The 17,009-nt window shown below is 70.2% G+C and carries 18 protein-coding genes; 17 read left to right on the forward strand and 1 reads right to left on the reverse strand.

Annotation, left to right across the window (positions count from 1 at the left end; genetic code table 11):
* Positions 1-15: 15 nt before the first annotated feature.
* The 12 genes from VMJ70_03865 to VMJ70_03920 are packed head-to-tail and all read left to right on the forward strand — an operon-like array spanning position 16 to position 11,480.
* Positions 16-1,053, forward strand: a complete 1,038-nt coding sequence (locus tag VMJ70_03865; GenBank protein ID HTO90244.1) for a rod shape-determining protein — start codon at positions 16-18, stop codon at positions 1,051-1,053.
* Between the two features lie 4 nt (positions 1,054-1,057).
* Positions 1,058-1,888, forward strand: a complete 831-nt coding sequence (mreC, locus tag VMJ70_03870; GenBank protein HTO90245.1) for a rod shape-determining protein MreC — start codon at positions 1,058-1,060, stop codon at positions 1,886-1,888.
* A gap of 11 nt (positions 1,889-1,899) precedes the next feature.
* Complete coding sequence (gene mreD / locus VMJ70_03875) at positions 1,900-2,400, forward strand: rod shape-determining protein MreD (protein ID HTO90246.1); 501 nt, start codon at positions 1,900-1,902, stop codon at positions 2,398-2,400.
* Positions 2,369-4,243: a penicillin-binding protein 2 gene (gene mrdA, locus VMJ70_03880; GenBank protein HTO90247.1), complete on the forward strand. Its 1,875-nt coding sequence runs from the start codon at positions 2,369-2,371 to the stop codon at positions 4,241-4,243. Before mreD ends, mrdA begins: the two co-directional genes overlap by 32 nt.
* The gene (gene rodA / locus VMJ70_03885; protein HTO90248.1) at positions 4,233-5,459 is read left to right on the forward strand and encodes a rod shape-determining protein RodA; all 1,227 of its coding nucleotides are present in this window, start codon (positions 4,233-4,235) and stop codon (positions 5,457-5,459) included. The genes mrdA and rodA overlap by 11 nt, the downstream gene beginning before the upstream one ends.
* The gene (gene lgt, locus VMJ70_03890) at positions 5,459-6,313 is read left to right on the forward strand and encodes a prolipoprotein diacylglyceryl transferase (GenBank protein ID HTO90249.1); all 855 of its coding nucleotides are present in this window, start codon (positions 5,459-5,461) and stop codon (positions 6,311-6,313) included. The genes rodA and lgt overlap by 1 nt, the downstream gene beginning before the upstream one ends.
* Before the next feature lies 1 nt (position 6,314).
* Positions 6,315-7,127 (forward strand): hypothetical protein, encoded by an 813-nt coding sequence (locus VMJ70_03895; GenBank protein HTO90250.1) that lies wholly within the window; start codon positions 6,315-6,317, stop codon positions 7,125-7,127.
* Positions 7,124-7,837, forward strand: coding sequence for a ComF family protein (locus VMJ70_03900; GenBank protein HTO90251.1), 714 nt, complete (start codon positions 7,124-7,126; stop codon positions 7,835-7,837). Before VMJ70_03895 ends, VMJ70_03900 begins: the two co-directional genes overlap by 4 nt.
* A gap of 1 nt (position 7,838) precedes the next feature.
* Positions 7,839-8,513 (forward strand): energy-coupling factor ABC transporter permease, encoded by a 675-nt coding sequence (locus VMJ70_03905; GenBank protein ID HTO90252.1) that lies wholly within the window; start codon positions 7,839-7,841, stop codon positions 8,511-8,513.
* Entirely contained in the window at positions 8,510-9,226 is a 717-nt protein-coding gene (locus VMJ70_03910) for a CbiQ family ECF transporter T component (protein HTO90253.1), read from the forward strand. Before VMJ70_03905 ends, VMJ70_03910 begins: the two co-directional genes overlap by 4 nt.
* The gene (locus VMJ70_03915) at positions 9,223-10,116 is read left to right on the forward strand and encodes an energy-coupling factor ABC transporter ATP-binding protein (protein ID HTO90254.1); all 894 of its coding nucleotides are present in this window, start codon (positions 9,223-9,225) and stop codon (positions 10,114-10,116) included. Before VMJ70_03910 ends, VMJ70_03915 begins: the two co-directional genes overlap by 4 nt.
* Positions 10,113-11,480, forward strand: a complete 1,368-nt coding sequence (locus VMJ70_03920; GenBank protein HTO90255.1) for a replication-associated recombination protein A — start codon at positions 10,113-10,115, stop codon at positions 11,478-11,480. Before VMJ70_03915 ends, VMJ70_03920 begins: the two co-directional genes overlap by 4 nt.
* A 24-nt stretch (positions 11,481-11,504) precedes the next feature.
* Here the strand turns inward: VMJ70_03920 and VMJ70_03925 are convergent, their stop codons facing one another.
* A complete protein-coding gene (locus VMJ70_03925) occupies positions 11,505-12,320 on the reverse strand; it encodes a class I SAM-dependent methyltransferase (GenBank protein HTO90256.1) in 816 nt (271 codons plus the stop codon).
* Positions 12,321-12,431: 111 nt separating this feature from the next.
* Between VMJ70_03925 and VMJ70_03930 the strand changes: the two genes are divergently transcribed.
* From VMJ70_03930 to VMJ70_03950, 5 genes are all read left to right on the forward strand, one after another.
* Positions 12,432-13,493, forward strand: a complete 1,062-nt coding sequence (locus tag VMJ70_03930; protein ID HTO90257.1) for an Mrp/NBP35 family ATP-binding protein — start codon at positions 12,432-12,434, stop codon at positions 13,491-13,493.
* Entirely contained in the window at positions 13,490-14,668 is a 1,179-nt protein-coding gene (locus VMJ70_03935; protein HTO90258.1) for a cysteine desulfurase family protein, read from the forward strand. The genes VMJ70_03930 and VMJ70_03935 overlap by 4 nt, the downstream gene beginning before the upstream one ends.
* Positions 14,669-14,677: 9 nt before the next feature.
* Positions 14,678-15,595: a pyridoxal 5'-phosphate synthase lyase subunit PdxS gene (gene pdxS, locus VMJ70_03940; GenBank protein ID HTO90259.1), complete on the forward strand. Its 918-nt coding sequence runs from the start codon at positions 14,678-14,680 to the stop codon at positions 15,593-15,595.
* A gap of 2 nt (positions 15,596-15,597) precedes the next feature.
* Entirely contained in the window at positions 15,598-16,218 is a 621-nt protein-coding gene (pdxT, locus tag VMJ70_03945) for a pyridoxal 5'-phosphate synthase glutaminase subunit PdxT (protein ID HTO90260.1), read from the forward strand.
* A partial coding sequence (locus tag VMJ70_03950; protein ID HTO90261.1) for a DHH family phosphoesterase occupies positions 16,215-17,009 on the forward strand: 795 nt, incomplete at its 3' end. The genes pdxT and VMJ70_03950, both read left to right, overlap by 4 nt.

The raw sequence follows: 17,009 nt of genomic DNA on the forward strand, positions 1-17,009 counted from the left end.
ATCGATGAGGCAGGGATGTTTCTCGACAGTCTGATGGGGTTCTTCTCAACCGACGTGGCCATGGACCTGGGCACGGCGAATACCCTCGTTTACGTCCGGGGGCGTGGCATCGTCTTGAACGAGCCGTCGGTGGTGGCGGTGGACAAGGCCACCGGCCGGGTACTGGCGGTGGGGGCCGAGGCCAAGCTGATGCTGGGCCGCACCCCCGACGAGATCAACGCCGTGCGCCCGCTGAAGGACGGCGTGATCGCCGACTTCGAGCTGACCGAGGACCTGCTGCGCGAGTTCGTCCAGCGCGTCCAGAAGCACAAGTTCCTGGTGCGGCCGCGCATCATCATCTGCGTGCCCTCCGGCATCACTGAGGTCGAGAAGCGCGCGGTGCGCGATTCGGCCGAGCGCGCCGGCGCGCGCGACGTCCAGCTCGTGCCCGAGCCGATCGCGGCCGCGATCGGCGTGGGGCTCCCGGTGGATACGCCGACCGGCAACATGGTGGTGGACATCGGCGGCGGCACCACCGAAATCGCGGTCATCGCCCTGAACGGCATCGTCACCAAGACCTCGATCCGCGTCGGCGGCGACGAAATGGACGAGGCGATCGTCAACTACGCGAAGAAGGCCTACAACATGATGATCGGCGAGCAGACCGCCGAGCGCATCAAGATCGAGATCGGCTCGGCCTTCCCGCTCCCAGAAGAAATGGACATGGAGATCAAGGGCCGCGACCTGGTGCGCGGCATTCCGCGCACGCTGCGGGTCTCGAGCGTCGAGATTCGCGAGGCGCTGCAGGAGCCGGTCGGCGCGATCGTCAACGCGCTGCGCGAATGTCTCGAGCGAACCCCGCCCGAGCTGGCCGCCGACATCGTCGACCGCGGCATCTTCATGACCGGCGGCGGCGCGCTGCTGCGGGGGCTCGACCTGCTGATGCGCGAAGTCACCAACCTCAACATCCGGGTCGCCAACGATCCCCTCACCTGCGTGGTGCTGGGCGCCGGCAAGATCCTCGAAAACATGGACAGTTACGAGAAAGTGGTGCTGAGCAGCCACAAGGATTGATCGCATGGGAGGCTTCCTGCCTCCGGCGCAGCGCCACAGCGGACTGGCTCTCGCCATCTGTACCTTTCTGTCACTCCTGCTCCTCGCGACCGGCGAACGCCTGCCGATCGCGTCGCTGCGCGGCATTGGCGCGTTTGTGTTCGCGCCCTTCGACCGCGTCGTGCTGTCGGTGGATCGACTGGCGGCCGCCTGGTCGGAGAACCAGCAGCTGCACCTGCGCATCGCGGCACTCGAGCTCGAGAACGAGCGCCTGCGCGCCGGCGGCGAGGAGAACGAGCGGCTCCGCCAGCAGCTCAACCTGCCCCTCTACCACGCGCGGCCCCTCAAGGCGGTCGAGATCCTCTCGCTCTCTGGAGAGGGGTTGGTGACTTCCGCCACGCTGAGCGCCGGCCGACATGGCGGCGTGCACGAGGGCGATCCGGTGGTCACCACCGAGGGCCTGCTCGGACGGGTGAGCGAGGTCTATCCGGACCTGAGCCGCGCCCTGCTCCTGACCGATCCCAACGTCGCGGTGGCCTGCGAGGTGGAGAGCACCGGAGTGCTGGGCGTCGTGCGCTTCAACACCGCGCCGCGCCCGCGCCTGGTGCTCACCAACGTGCCGCTCGGCGACACCGTGACGATCGGCGAGCGCGTGGTCACCTCGGGGCTCTCGCAGCACTTTCCGCGCGGTTTGCTGGTGGGCCGGGTGGCGCGCGTGGGCTCGGATCCCAGCGGGCTCACCCAGGACATCGAGATCGCGCCGGCGGCGCGGCTCTCGCGCATCCGCCACGCGTTCGTGCTCCTGATCGCCGGCGCCGACAAGCCGGCCGAGACGAAATCGGCGGTGAACCCATGAGGAGCGGCGGATTGAGCATCCTGCTGATGCTGCTGGTGGCGCTGCTGCTTCGCTCGACCGCGCTGTCGGTACTGGGAGCGCGCGGCGTGGTGATCGACGTGCTGGCGTTCGCGACCGTCGCCTGGTCGCTTCGCTACGGCGAAACCTCGGGCACGCTGCTCGGCTTCACGATCGGCCTGCTCGCCGACCTCGACGACGGCCACTGGCTGGGACGGCACGCGCTGGTGCTGGCGCTGCTCGGCTACGCGATCGGAAGGTTGAGTCACACGCTGGTGCGCGAGCGCACGCGCACTCATCTCGTGGTGCTGGCGATCGCCACCGCCGTGCATCAGACCTGGTGCACCGCCTTCGATCTCACCGGCGTCGCCGGCTGGCCCTATCTGCTCCAGCGCGTCGCGTTGTCGGTCGCGGTGACCGCCCCGCTCGGCGCGCTGCTGATCGCGCTCGCCCGGCGCCTCTACGGCCGACCCCTGTTCCCGCATGGCCCTCTCGGCGCCGGAACGACAGGCTAGGGAACAGCGCTTCCGGCTGCTCGCCGGAGTGGCGCTGGCGGGCTTCGGGCTCGTCACGCTCGGGCTCCTGCGCCTGCAGGTGGCCGAGCACGAGCGCTACGCCGAGCTCTCCAAGGAGAATCGCGTGCGGCTCGAGGTGCTGCGCGCGCCGCGCGGCGCGATCTACGATCGCAACGGCGAGCTGCTGGCCGACAGCGCCCCGAGCTTCACCATCCTCTTCAGCCCGTTCCCGGCCGAGAGCGCTCAGCGCGCGGCGGTGACCCGGACCTCGGTATGGCTGAGCCGGGTCTCGAAGCTCACCGGCGTCGACAGCAACGACGTGCGCCGTCTGGTGTCGCAGGCCAATCACTCGGGGCACAGCTCGCCGCTGCTGCGCGACGCGCCCTTCGCGGTGCTGGCCGGGGTCGAGGAGTCGCGCGCGGAATTGCCCGGCATCGAAGTGCAGGTGGAGCCGCTGCGGCGCTACCCGAACGGCGCGCTGGCAGCGCACCTGCTCGGCTACGCCGGCGAGATCAACGACACCGAGCTCGATTCGCTCACGGACCAGGGCTATCAGTCGGGCGACCTGCTGGGCAGGAGCGGGGTCGAAAAGAGCTACGAGGAGATCCTGCGCGGCCACGACGGCGCCGAGTACGTGGTGGTGAACGCGATGGGCAAGCGCGTCTCGGCGCTGGCCGGCGAGCCGCCGCGGCCGCCGGTCCCCGGCCACGATCTGGTGCTCACCCTGGATCTCAAGGTCCAGCGCGCGCTCGAGGCCGCGATGCGCAACGTCGCCCGCGGCGCGGCGGTGGTGGTGGATCCACGCGACGGCGGGATCCTGGCGCTGGTCAGTCGCCCGGCCTTCGACCCCAACGAGTTCTCGCACGGGCTGAGCTACGAGCGCTGGAACGAGCTGAACAGCGCGGCCGCCAATCCGCTGCTCGACCGCGCGATTCAGGGCATGTATCCACCCGGATCGACCTTCAAGATCGTCTCGATGATGGCCGGCATGCGTGCCGGCGTGGTCAATCCCGGGACCCGGCTCCAGCCCTGCACTGGCCACTACCAGTTCGGCAGCCGCGCGTTCGGCTGCTGGAAGCACGAAGGCCACGGCTCCCTCAACCTGGTGGAGGCGCTGGCCAAGTCCTGCGACGTCTACTTCTATCAGGTGGGACTGGCGCTCGGGCTTCCGCGCCTCGAGGAGGCGGCGCGCGAGTTCGGGCTCGGGGAACGCACCGGCGTCGACCTGCCTGAGGAGCGGCGCGGGCTGGTGCCGGGCGAGTCGTGGTACGACCGGCGCTTCGGCGCCGGGCGCTGGAGCAAGGGGCTGGTGCTCAACATCGCGATCGGCCAGGGCGAATTGCTGGTGACGCCGATCCAGCTCGCGCTGCTGTGCGCCGAATCGGCCAATGGCGGACACGCGGTGCGCCCGCACATCGTACGCGCGGTGCGCGGCGTGCAGGACTTCCACCAGCCGAAGCCTCTGCAGGCCGGCTTCGCGGCGCCGCCGCGCGCCTGGGAAGCGTTGCATCAGGCCATGGAGGACGTGGTCGACGACGGCACCGCCACGCTCGCGAGAATTCCCGGGATCTCGATCGCCGGCAAGACCGGCACCGCGCAGAACCCGCACGGCAAGGATCACGCGCTGTTCGTCTGTTACGCCCCGGCCAACCAGCCGACCCTGGCGATGTCGTTCGTGGTCGAGAACAGCGGCCACGGCGGAGTCATCTGCGCGCCGATCGCGAGCGAGGTGCTTCGGCGCGTGCTCGGTTCGGATTCGACGCACGTGACGCCGTTGATGGCCAGACACGCGGCGCGCGACACCCTGGCGGCCGACACCACCGGAGTCGAGAGTGGCGATTAGGCTCCGCTGGCGGCTGCCGCCGATCGATCTCCCGCTGGCCGGCGCGGCGCTCGGGCTGGTCATCATCGGCCTGCTCACCGTGTACAGCGCGACCACCGTGCCGGGTGCTCATCAGGGACTGTGGCTGAAGCAGCTGTTGTGGGCGTTCCTGGCGGTGGCTGCCGCCTGGCTGGTGGTTGCGGTCCCCTTTCGCATCTTCGACTCGCTCGCGTGGCCGGCCTACGTGGTCTCGGTGCTGCTGCTGGCCGCGGTGCTGGTGGTGGGCACCAGCGTGATGGGCGCCAAACGCTGGCTCGACCTCGGCCCGCTGCGCTTCCAGCCCTCGGAGCTCGCGAAGATCGCCACGGTGTGGGTGCTGGCGCGACGCTTCGACAACCCGCGGCTCGACCTGCGCCGCGTGCGCGACTGGCTGCTGCCGCTGTTCCTGGTGCTGGTGCCGATGGCGCTGGTGGCGAAGGAGCCCGACCTCGGCACGTCGCTGGCGTTCCCGGTGATGCTGGTGACCATGTACTACTGGGCCGGCATGCCGCTCTCGCAGCTGCTGCTCGGGCTGTCGCCGGTGCTGAACGTGGTGCTGTTCTTCGTCACCGGATCGCTGTGGTGGTTCGCGGGCCTGTTCGCGGCCCTCCTGGCCCTGATCCGGCCGCGTCCGGTGGTGCTGGCGGTGATCCTGGCGGTGAACGGCGCGGTGGCCTACGCGGTGCCGCACCTGTGGGACCACCTGCACGACTACCAGAAGCGGCGCATCGAGACCTTCCTCAATCCCGGGAGCGATCCGTACGGGGCGGGCTACCAGATCATCCAGTCGCGCATCGCGATCGGCTCGGGCGGGGTGATGGGCAAGGGTTACCTCAAGGGATCGCAAAAGGCGCTCGCCTATCTGCCCATGCGTCACACCGACTTCATCTATTCCGTGGTGGGAGAAGAGCTGGGCTTTCTCGGCTCATTGACGGTGGTGATACTTTACGTGCTGCTCATCCTACGCGGCTATCGGATCGCGATGGTGGCGCGAAGTCAGTTCGCGAGCCTGATGGCGGTGGGACTGGTGAGCGCGCTCTTCTATCACATCATGGTGAACATGCTGATGACGATCGGTTGGGCCCCGGTGACCGGCCTGCCCCTTCCTCTGATCTCGTACGGTGGCACGGCGCTGGTGGTGAACGCGGTGCAGATCGGCCTGCTCGAGAACGTGGCGTTGAGAAGGCGGGAGACCTGATGCATCCCGAACTCTGGCACTGGGGAGCCATCCACCTCCGTTCGTACGGGGTGATGCTGGCGGTCGCATTCCTGGTCGGCACCTGGATCGCGACGCTGGAAGCGCGCCGCCTGCGCCTGGACGAGGATCGGCTGGTGACGGTGATCCTGGTGGCGCTGGTCTCGGGCGTGCTCGGAGCGCGCTTGCTCTACGTGCTCGAGCACGTCGAAGAGTTCCGCCGCGAGTGGGGCAGCATCTTCGCGCTCTGGCAGGGCGGATTGACGCTATACGGAGGCGTGGTGTCGGGCACCGTCGCCGGGCTGGTCACCGCGCGGCGACTCGGGCTGCCGATGTGGGTGACGGCCGACGCGCTCACGCCGGCGGTGGCGCTGGGCACGATGTTCGGCCGCGTCGGCTGCTTCCTCAACGGTTGCTGCTACGGCCGGCCGACGCGGATGCCGTGGGGCGTGGTGTTTCCGCCCGACTCGTACGCCGGCCTCGAGTTCGGCAACGCGCGGCTGCATCCTTCCCAGCTCTACGCCGCCTTCGCGGGACTCATCCTGTTCCTGATCTTCTGGGGCATTCGCACGCGAACCCGGGTGGCTGGAGTCCTGTTCTGGACCTTCATCGCCGTGTTCGCGGTGCTTCGCATCGGCATCGACTTCACGCGCGCATGGGAGCGCGACGCCCAGGTCTTCACGATCCGCGATCTGCCGATCACCGAGAGCCAGATCACCAGTGGCGTGCTGATCCTGTTCGCGGTGCTGATGATCCTGCGTCTCCAGCGGGCATCGCGCAGCCCCGCGGCGCCCTCGGCCCGCGCCGGCAGCGCCGCGCCGCCCGAGCCGGTGTCGTCCGCCGCGCCTCGGGGCTGAGTTGCGGGCGATTCGTCTCGCCGTTCTCGGCGATCCACTCCTCTACACACGCTCTCCCGAGCTGCACCGTGCCGGGCTCGCGGCGCTCGGACTCGAGGGCGAGTCCTCGGCGATCCGGACCTCGGTCGATCGGCTTCCCGCGCGGCTCGACGAGCTTGAGGCGCATGGCTTCCGCGGCGTCAACCTCACCCATCCACTGAAAGAGGCGGCGCTCGCGCAGGTCGGGCGCGCCTCGGCAAGCGCCACGAGAGCTCGCTCGGTCAACACCATCGGTTTTGCCGCCGGCGGTCGCTGGGGCGAGACCACCGATGGGGCGGGCTTCCTCGACCTGCTGCGGAACACGAGCCGCGAGCCGTCGCGCGAGCGGGTGGTGTTGTTCGGCTCGGGCGGCGCCTCGCGAAGCCTGGCGCTGGCCCTGCTCGAGGCGGGATGCGCGAGCGTCATGGTCGCGAGCCGCGATCCGGCCGGAGCCGCCGCGGCCTGGCGCGAGATTCACGGCGCCTCGCTCGCGGGGCTCGAGACGCGCGAGCTGGCCGAGACGCTCGGGCGCGCGACGCTGATCGTCAACGGGACGCCGCGCTCTTCGGCGAGCGAGCCGGTGCCGGTCGAGCGATTGCCGCGCGCCGCGGTGCTCGTGGATCTCACCTACGGCGCCGCCCCACCCGGCTGGGTCACCGCGGCACGTTCGGCCGGACTTCGGGCCGAGGACGGCCTCGGCCTGCTGGTTCATCAGGCGCGACGCTCGCTGTCGTTGTGGTTGGAGCGCGACGTCCCGCTCGCCCCCCTGGCGCGTGCGGTAGGATGGGCGCCATGACTCTGGGGGCATTCTCGGCCGCGCGGGAATCGAGCCGGGCGCTGGCGCGCGGGCTCTCCGACTTCCTTTGGCCGCAGCGCTGCGCGGGTTGTGGGGGCCAGGTCGGGACCCATCGGCTGCTGTGCGCTTCATGTCGGGTCAGGATTCCCGAGCTCTCGTTCGCGATTTGTGCCCGCTGCCTCGCCGCCGGCGAGAGCGAGCCGCTCTGCGCGCGTCACGCGCGGTATCAGGTCTGGCCGGCGTGGGTCTACGACGAGCGCTCGGCGCTGCTCATCGAGGCGCTGAAGTACGGCGGGCGGACGGATCTCGCGACCGCGCTGGCCCTCGAGCTGCGGCGGGCGATCCGCTCGATCGGCCACCTCGATCTGGTGATCCCGGTGCCGCTCCATCCCGCACGACTCCGCGAGCGCGGCTACAATCAGTCGCGCCTGCTCGCCGAAGCTCTGGCGCGCGAGGTGGGCGTCCCGCACCTGCCCGGCGCCCTGATCCGCCTGCGCGCGACCGCCGCCCAGGCGCGGCTCGGGCCCGCGGCGCGGCGCGCCAACGTGCGCGGCGCCTTCCGCGCCGCGACACCGCGCGCGCTCGAAGGCCGGCGCGTGCTGGTGGTGGACGACGTGCTCACCACCGGGGCCACCCTCGAGGCCTGCTTCGAAGCGTTGTCCGAGGCGGGAGCGCATCCGGTGGCGACGACGCTGGCCTGGGCTCAATAGCGTGACGCATCTTCACATTCCCGACGGGATTTTACCGCTCCGAATCTGGCTGCCGGGGCTGGCGCTGGCGCTGCTGGTGCTGGTGGTCAGCGCCTGGCTCACGCATCGCGAGACGCGGCCGAAGCTGGCCTTCCAGTCCTCGATCGGTGCGCTGATGCTGGCGGCGATGGCGATCGAGCTGCCGCTCGGCCCGCTCGAATACCACTTGAGCCTGCTCGGACCGGTCGGAGTCCTGCTCGGGCCGGCCGCGGCGTTCCAGGTGGTGTTCGTGGTGAGCGCGATGCTCGCGCTGGTCGGACATGGCGGGCTGACGGTGGTGGGCTGGAACGCGCTGGTGCTGGGCGCCGGCGCCGGCATCGCGCGGCCGATCGCGCGCGCTCTCTCGGCGCGCTTCGATCCGGCGGTGTCGATGGCGGCGGCGACCGCCTGCGCCCAGGCGCTGTCCGGCGCGCTGTGGGTGGCGGTGATGCTGGGCGGACTCCGGCTCGTCTCGCGCGGCCGCTGGCTGCACGACACCGGGACGCCGGTGCTGGCGGCGCTGGCGGCGCCGCTGTGGGCGGCGGGCGTCGTGATCGAGACGCTGGTCGCGCTCGGGCTCGGCCGCTTCCTGCAGCGCGTGCGTCCCGATCTGCTTCCCGGGCGGGCACCGCTTCCGGGCAAGGATCTGGCGCGATGAACGCGCTCTCGAGCATGGATCTGATCGCGACCGCGGGCCGCACGCCGTGGCATCGCGCCAGCGCCCTGTCGAAGATCGCGCTCGCGCTGCTGATCCTGCTGCTGGCGGTCTTCACGCCGTCGCTCTCGCTGCTCGGCGTGTTGTTTGGGGTGGCGGTGCTGCTGGCGTTGTCGGCGCGTGTGCCGGTTCGCCTCCTGCTCACCGCGATGGCCTATCCGGTGGCATTCGCGCTGCTGTTCGTGCTGGCACGCTGGGACGGCACCTGGATCACGCCTGCCCGCATCCTCCTGCGTCCGCTCACCTGCTGCGTGGCGGTGATCTGGCTGATGGGCTCGACACCGTACCCCGATGTGTTCGCGCCGCTCTCGCGCGTGCTGCCGCGCGCCGTCGGCGACGGCTTGTTCCTCACTTATCGCGCGCTGTTCGACTTGATCGATCGCTCGGGGCGGCTGTGGCGCGCGATCCGCCTGCGCGGCGGCGCCGAGGGCTCGGCCCGGCGCCGCCTGTCGCTGGCCGGCGAGGGACTCGGGACGCTGGTGCTCTACGGCTTCGAGCGGAGCCAGCGCTTCTACGCCACCATGCAGCTGCGCGGTCACTCCGGTCGGATCTGCGGCTGCCGCCACTACGCCGACGTGACCCCCGCCGACCTGCTGACGCTGGCGGCGGCGGTCGGCGTCATACTCGCCGCCGTGACGCTGTGGGGCCGCCCGTGAGCGAGAACGCGGTCCGCGTCTCCTGCGTCCGGCACACCTATCCCGATCGCACCACGGTGCATTTGTGCGGCCTCGACTTCGTAGTCGAGCGCGGCCAGCGCGTGGTGATCCTCGGCCCCAATGGCTGCGGCAAGACCACGCTGCTGTTCCACATTCTCGGGCTGCTCGAGCCCCAGGAGGGCGAAGTCCAGGTGCTGGGCGTGAATCCGGCCCGCGAGTTCCAGAAGATTCGCGAGCGCGTCGGCGTGCTCATGCAGAATGTCGAAGAGCAGATCATCGCGCCGACGGTGTGGGACGACGTGTCCTACTCGCCGAGGAGCTACGGCTACGGCGACGCCGAGGTGGAGCGGCGCGTGAGCGCCGCGCTCGAGCAGGTTGGAATCGCCCACCTGCGCCACAAGGTCTGTCACTATCTCTCGGGGGGCGAGAAGCGCAAGGTGGCGCTGGCGGGCGCGCTGGTGCTCGATCCCGAGCTGCTGGTGCTGGACGAGCCGTTCGAGGGGCTCGACCCCTCGTCGCGCAGCGATCTGGTGGCGCTGCTCAATCGCCTGCACGCCGAGCGGGGGGTGACCCTGGTGATCGCCACTCACGACGTCAACGTGGTGCCGGCGATGGCCGACCAGGTCTACGTGCTGCTGCGCGGCGGCGAGATCGTGGCGCAGGGGGCGCCGCGCGAGGTCTTCCGCGACCCCGAGATGCTGCGTCGCAGCAACATCGAGCCGCCGGTGCTGGCCGAGCTGTTCCAGCGACTCGAGGCGCAGGGCATTGCGCTCGGCCGGCCGCTCACCGTCGAGGAAGCGGCGAGGAGCCTGGTGGAGTGGGGGGCGCAGGCGAGCGTGCGCGTGCCCGCCGCTCCCGCCCCGCCGCCCGAGACGGCGCGGCTGTCATGACCGGCGATCTGTTCGGCGAGCGGCCGCCGGGGCGGCGGCCCAGCTCCCGCGAGCCGGCCTCGGGCGCCGCCGGCGGCCCGCTCGCCGATCGCATGCGCCCGAGGAGCTTCGACGAGCTGGTCGGCCAGTCGGAGATCCTCCAACCGGGAAGCCCGCTCGCGCTGATGCGCGACGGCCGTCACCTGAGCTCGGTGATCCTGTGGGGGCCGCCCGGCACCGGCAAGACCACCATCGCGCGGCTGCTCGCGAGCGTCGCCGGCGTGCCGTTCGTGGCTTTCAGCGCGGTGCTGTCGGGGGTCAAGGAGGTCAAGGAGACGCTCGCGGAAGCGGCGCGCGAGCGCCAGCGGACCGGCAAGCCCACCCTGATGTTCGTGGACGAAATTCACCGCTTCAACAAGGCCCAGCAAGACGCGTTTCTCGCCCACGTCGAGAAGGGCGACATCGTGTTGATCGGCGCCACCACCGAGAATCCCTCGTTCGAGGTGAACTCGGCGCTGCTCTCGCGCGCGCGCGTGGTGGTGCTGAAGGAGCTGTCCCCGGCGGATCTGCGCGCGGTGCTCGAGCGGGCGCTCGGGGATCCCGAGCGCGGCTACGGTGGAAAGCTGGCGGTGGACGACGACGCCCTCCAGCTGATGGCGGCCGCGGCCGACGGTGACGCGCGCCGCGCGCTCAACACGCTCGAGATCGCCGCGGCGGCGGCGCGCGGCAAGTCGCTCACCGTCGCGCACGTGCGCCAGGCCCTGGCGCGTCGGCATCTGCGCTACGACCGCGCCGGGGAAGAGCACTACAACCTGATCTCGGCGCTGCACAAGTCGCTGCGCGACTCCGACCCGCACGCCGGGCTCTACTGGCTGGCGCGCATGTTCGCGGCCGGCGAGGATCCGCTCTACGTCGCGCGCCGGCTGGTGCGCTTCGCGAGTGAAGACGTCGGCAACGCCGATCCGCAGTCGCTCCCGCTCGCGGTGGCCGCGTTTCAGGCCTATCACCAGCTCGGCAGCCCCGAGGGCGAGCTGGCGATCGCGCAGTGCTGCGTCTACCTGGCCACCGCGCCGAAGAGCAACGCGGTCTACCGCGGGTTCGGCGCCGCGATCGACGAGGTGGGGAAGAGCGGCAGCCTGCCGCCGCCGCTGGTGATCCGAAACGCGCCGACGCGGCTCATGAAGGAGCTGGGTTATGGCGCCGGCTATCAGTACGCCCACGACGAAGCGGGCGGCATCGCCGATCAGCAGCACCTGCCCGATGAGCTCACGGGCCGGCGCTTCTACGAGCCGACCGACAGCGGCCACGAAGCCGAGGTGCGGAAGCGCATGGCCGAATGGGAGCGGCTGATCGCCGCGAAGCGCGGGCCGCGCAAGCCGCCCTAATCGGCGCCGACGACGTCAGCCGGATCAGGCGTCGCGCCGCCAGACCATGAAGAAGAACTGGCTCACGTAGCGGAACGGCCACAGTCGCGCCAGCTCGAACTGCGCGCGGTTGAGCGCGGCGAAGAAAGGCGCTCGATGCAGCCAGCGGAGCGAGGTCGCATCGAAGATCAGGTTGGTGCCGCTGACCCGCACCAGCCGGAGCGGCGGCCCTCCCAGGAGCCGAAGTGCCTTCCACGAGGGATAACGCAGGTGATCCTCGAACACCGGATCCTGCCGGCCGGTGAGGCGGTACTTGATCGCCGCCTTGATGAAGGGCAGCGAGCAGGCGTTGGGCATGGTGACGACCGCGATCCCGCCCGGCGCCAGGCACGAGCGAAGATTCGCGACCACCTGCTCGGGCCGCGAAGTGTGCTCGATCACCTCGGTGCACAGCACGAGGTCGTAGCGCGGCGCCGGGTCGAGCTCTTCGGCGTTCTGCACGCGGAAGCGGATGCTGCGGCCGTCCCACTCGCGCTCGAATCGCGCCCGCGCCCGCGCCACCAGCTCGGGCTCCAGATCGATGCCCTCGACGCGGCGGTAGCCGAAATCGGAGAGGATCTGCGAGTAGCCCCCGGCGTTACAGCCGATGTCGAGCGCGGCCTCGCGCCGCGCGAGGAGGCCGTCGCGGTCCAGCTCCGCCATCAGGCGCACGAACAGATTGAGCCGCGCGCGATGGAGGATGCGGGTCTCGAGGTCGCCCGAGTAGTCGTAGAGCCGGTTCAGCTCCTGCTGGAGCGGATCGTTGGGATCGTCGTCGAAAGCGGGGTGATAGAACATTCCGGTGAATGGAATTCGGTCCAAGGTCAGGCACTCGACAACTCGCGACCCGTTGACTCCCCTGCAAGGCCTCCGTACTCTAACCTGTTCGCCGGTGGGATTCCGGCCCACCCCGCTCGAACGACGAGAGAATCCATGCCCGTTCTGACCCAGGATGCCGTTCTCGAAGCCCTGCGCACCGTACAGGATCCCGATCTGCATCGAGATCTGGTGACGCTCGGCATGATCGAGGGCCTCGAGGTCGAGGAGGGCCGGGTGCGATTCACCCTGGTGCTCACCACCGCCGCCTGCCCGCTCAAGGAGCAGCTCGAGGCCGACTGCAAGCGCGCGCTGACCGGCGTGGAAGGAATTCACGAGGTCGAGATCCGCACCACCTCGCGCATGCGCAAGCCCAAGGATCCGACCGCGGACCGCCGCGCCCTTCCCGGCGTGGCCCAGGTGCTGGCGATCGGGAGCGGCAAGGGCGGTGTCGGCAAGTCCACGGTTTCGGCGAACCTGGCGATCGCGCTGGCGCAATCGGGGGCGAGGGTCGGACTGCTCGACGGCGACATCTACGGCCCCAACCTGCCGCGCATGCTGGGCGTGCGCCGGCAGCCCTCGCAGCGTGACGGCAAGATCCTGCCCGTCGAGGCCTGTGGCATCCACTTCATGTCGATGGGACTGTTGGTGGATCAGGGCGAAGCGGTGGTGTGGCGAGGTCCGATGCTGCACGGCGCGGTCAAGAGCTTCCTCCACGACGTGGACTGGGGAGACCTCGACTACCTGCTGGTCGACCTTCCGCCCGGCACCGGCGACGTCCAGCTCTCGCTCATCCAGCAGACCTTCGTGGCCGGCGCCGTGGTGGTGACGACGCCCTCCACGGTGGCGATGGAGGACGCGGTCAAGGCGGTGTCCATGTTCGGAAAGCTCCAGGTGCCGGTGCTGGGCGTGGTCGAGAACATGAGCGGCTTCGTCTGCCCGAATTGCGGCACCCGCCACGAGATCTTCAACAGCGGCTCGCCCGAAGAGCGAGCGCGGGCCATGGGGCTCCCGTTCCTCGGCGCGATCCCACTACATCCCGAGGTGCGCGAGGGCGGCGACGAAGGCCATCCGGTGGTGCTCTCGCATCCAGACGGCCCGCTGGCGCGCGCCTTCCGCGACATCGCGGGAACACTCGCGCGCCGCGTCTCGATCCAGACCGTGGGAACGGGATCGTGAGCGCGCGCGAGGTGTACGCCGACTACGCGGCGACCACGCGCACCGCGCCCGAGGTGCTCGACGCCATGCGGCCCTGGTTCGAGGCGGGCTTCGGCAACCCTTCGTCGGTCCATCGGCGCGGCGAGGCGGCGCGCGAGGCGATCGAGGCGGCTCGCCGTCAGGTGGCGGGGCTGATCGGCGCCAGCCCTGAGGAAATCGTGTTCACGGCGAGCGGCTCGGAGGCCAACAATCTCGCGCTGCAGGGCGTGCTCGGCTCGGCGCGCGGCGAGCGGCGGCGCCTGGTGACCTCGGCGATCGAGCATCCCTCGGTGCTCGAAACCGCGCGCGCGCTCGAATCGCGCGGCACGCCGGTGACGATCGTTCCGGTGGACGAGCGCGGCCGCGTGCGTCTCGATCGGCTCGCGGCCTCGCTCGGCCCCGACGTGGCGCTGGTCTCGGTGATGTGGGCGAACAACGAGGTGGGTACGCTGCAGCCGGTGGAGGAGATCGCCGAGCTGGCCCGTGGCGCCGGCGCGCGCTTCCACACCGACGCCGTACAGGCGGCGGGCAAGCTGACGATCAATGTCGAGACGCTGGGCGTGGACCTGCTCTCGCTCGCGGGGCACAAGTTCGAGGGTCCGCCGGGCGCGGCGGCCCTCTACGTGCGCCGTCGCACGCGACTCATCCCGCTGATCCACGGCGGGCACCAGGAACGCTCGCGTCGGGCCGGCACCGAGAACCTTCCCGCGATCGTCGGGCTGGGGGTCGCCGCCGAGCGCGCGGCGCGCCAGATGGCGAGCGGCGAGCCCGAGCGCGTGCGCGCGCTGGCCGATCAGCTGCTCGACGGGCTGCTCCAGCGGATTCCCGGGGCGGTCCTCAACGGCCCGCGCGAGAGCCGCGCGCCGGGGATCGTCAATCTGCGCTTCCCGGGAGTGGACGGCGAGGCGCTGCTTCACGCGCTCGACGAGCAGGGCGTCACGGTCTCGACCGGCTCCGCGTGCAGCGCCGCCTCGCCGGGACCGTCCCACGTCCTGATCGCGATGGGGCTCACTCCCGAGCAGGCCCACGCCAGCGTGAGATTCTCGCTGGGCCCGGGCAGCATCGAATCCGATGTTCAGCACATCCTGGCGGTGACCCCGCCGGCCATCGAGCGGCTGCGGGCGCTGGCGGATTCGCCGGCGCGGCGCAGCGCATAGGAGAACGCCATGGCGAATCAGCAGGAGCAATTCCGGCTCAAGGTCGGACTCGCCGAGATGCTCAAGGGCGGCGTCATCATGGACGTGATGACACCCGATCAGGCGCGGATCGCCGAGGAAGCCGGCGCGGCCGCGGTGATGGCGCTCGAGCGCATCCCGGCGCGGATCCGCCGCGAGGGCGGGGTGGCACGGATGTCCGACCCCAAGATGATCAAGGAGATCGAATCGGCGGTCTCGATACCGGTCATGGCCAAGTGCCGTATCGGCCACATCGCCGAGGCGCAGATCCTCGAAGCGCTCGGCATCGACTTCATCGACGAGAGTGAAGTGCTGACCCCCGCCGACGAGGAGCACCACATCTGGAAGCACGAGTTCAAGGTGCCGTTCGTGTGCGGATGCCGCGACCTGGGGGAAGCCCTGCGCCGGATCGGCGAGGGCGCCGCGATGATCCGCACCAAGGGCGAGGCCGGCACCGGCAACGTGGTCGAAGCGGTGCGCCACATGCGCGCCGTGCAAAAGGGGATCAAGCGGCTCACCCTGCTCCGGGAAGACGAGCTGATGGCCGAATCGAAGACCCTCGGCGCGCCATTCGAAGTCGTGCAGCAGGTGGCGCGCACCGGCAAACTGCCCGTGCCGAACTTCGCCGCCGGCGGCGTGGCGACGCCGGCCGACGCGGCGCTGATGGTGCAGCTCGGTGCCGAGGCGGTGTTCGTGGGCTCGGGCATCTTCGAAGTCTCGCAGGACAAGAAGCCCGACCAGGCGCGCGCCGATCAGCTGCGCATGGCGGAGGCGGTGGTGCAGGCCGTGACCCACTACAATCGGCCCGAGCTGCTCGCCAAGCTCTCGGAAGGGCTACCGGAGCCGATGCGCGGCGTCTCGCTCGAGGGGCTCCCCGAAGAGCAGCAGCTGGCCCGCCGCGGATGGTGAGCATGGGAAGAGTTCCGCGCATTGGAGTGCTGGGCCTGCAGGGCGATTTCGCCTGCCATCGCGCCTCGCTCGAGGCGCTGGGCGTCGAGGCCATCCGCGTGGTGCTGCCCGAGGACCTGGCGGACTGCGACGCGCTGGTGATGCCGGGCGGCGAGTCCACCACCATGACGCGGCTGATGGAACGCAATGGGCTGCGTCCGGCGCTCGAGCGCTTCGTGCGCGAAAAGCCGGTGCTCGGCACCTGCGCCGGAGTCATCCTGTTGAGCAAGCGCGCCGATCACCTGCCCTCGCCGCCGCTCGGCGTGCTCGACGTCACCACCGAGCGCAATGCCTACGGCCGGCAGATCGATTCGTTCAGCGCCGAGGTCATGGTGCCCCCGCTCGGCGGGCCATTCCACGGCGTGTTCATCCGCGCGCCGCGACTCCGCGAGGTGGGCGCGGGCGTCGAAGTGATCGCGTGGCGCGGCGAGGAACCGGTCGGCGTCAGGCAGGGACGGTGCGTCGGCATCTGCTTCCATCCCGAGCTGACCTCGGATCTTCGCCTTCATCGCTGGGTCCTTACCGAGGTGGCGGGCCTGTCGCTGGCCGCGGCCACCGCCGGCGCGAACGTGGGCGGCGCGTGAGCGAGGCCGCGCTGCCGATGACCGGTCCGGTGCCGCAGGCGCGCTTGGATCGTCGCGCTCTGCTGGAATTCCTGAACAAGCACTCGCGCCTGCTGCTCACCACCCACATCAATCCCGACGGCGACGGCCTGGGGAGCGAGGTGGCGATGGCGCTGTGGCTCCGATCCATGGGTAAGCAGGTGCGCGTGCTCAACGATTCGGTGGTGCCGAACGCATTCCTCTTCCTCGCCCGCCACCTGCCGCTCGAGAGCTGGGAAGAGGAGCGCGCCGAACAGCGCTTCACCGAATCGGATGCCCTGATCGTGCTCGACACCAGCAACCGGCAGCGGATCGGACGCGTCGCCGAGGTGTTGAGCCGTCACGTGATCCCGGTGGCAGTGGTGGATCATCACGTCACGCACCAGCGGGGGTTCGGGCAGGTCAACGTGATCGAGCCCGAGGCCTCCTCGACCGGTGAGATCGTGTTCGAGCTGATGCGCGAGGCCGGCGCCCCGCTGACGCCCGACATCGCCGAGGCCCTGTATGTGGCGCTGATGACGGACACCGGCTCGTTCCGCTATTCCAACACCGACAGCCACGCGCATCGCATGGCGGCCGAGCTGCTGGCGCACGGCGTGGACCCGCAGCGGCTCCATGCCCAGGTGCATACTCACGCCTCGGCGGGGCGGCTGCGCTTCTTCGGCGAAGTGCTGAGCGCGCTCGAGATGCTCGACGATGGCCGCGTGGTGGTGCTGGAGGCGAGCCCCGAGCAGTTCCAGAAGCACGGACTGGTGGGTTCGGACACCGAAGGT

It is taken from the genome of Candidatus Sulfotelmatobacter sp. (genome assembly GCA_035498555.1).
Lineage (GTDB): Bacteria > Eisenbacteria > RBG-16-71-46 > RBG-16-71-46 > RBG-16-71-46 > DATKAB01.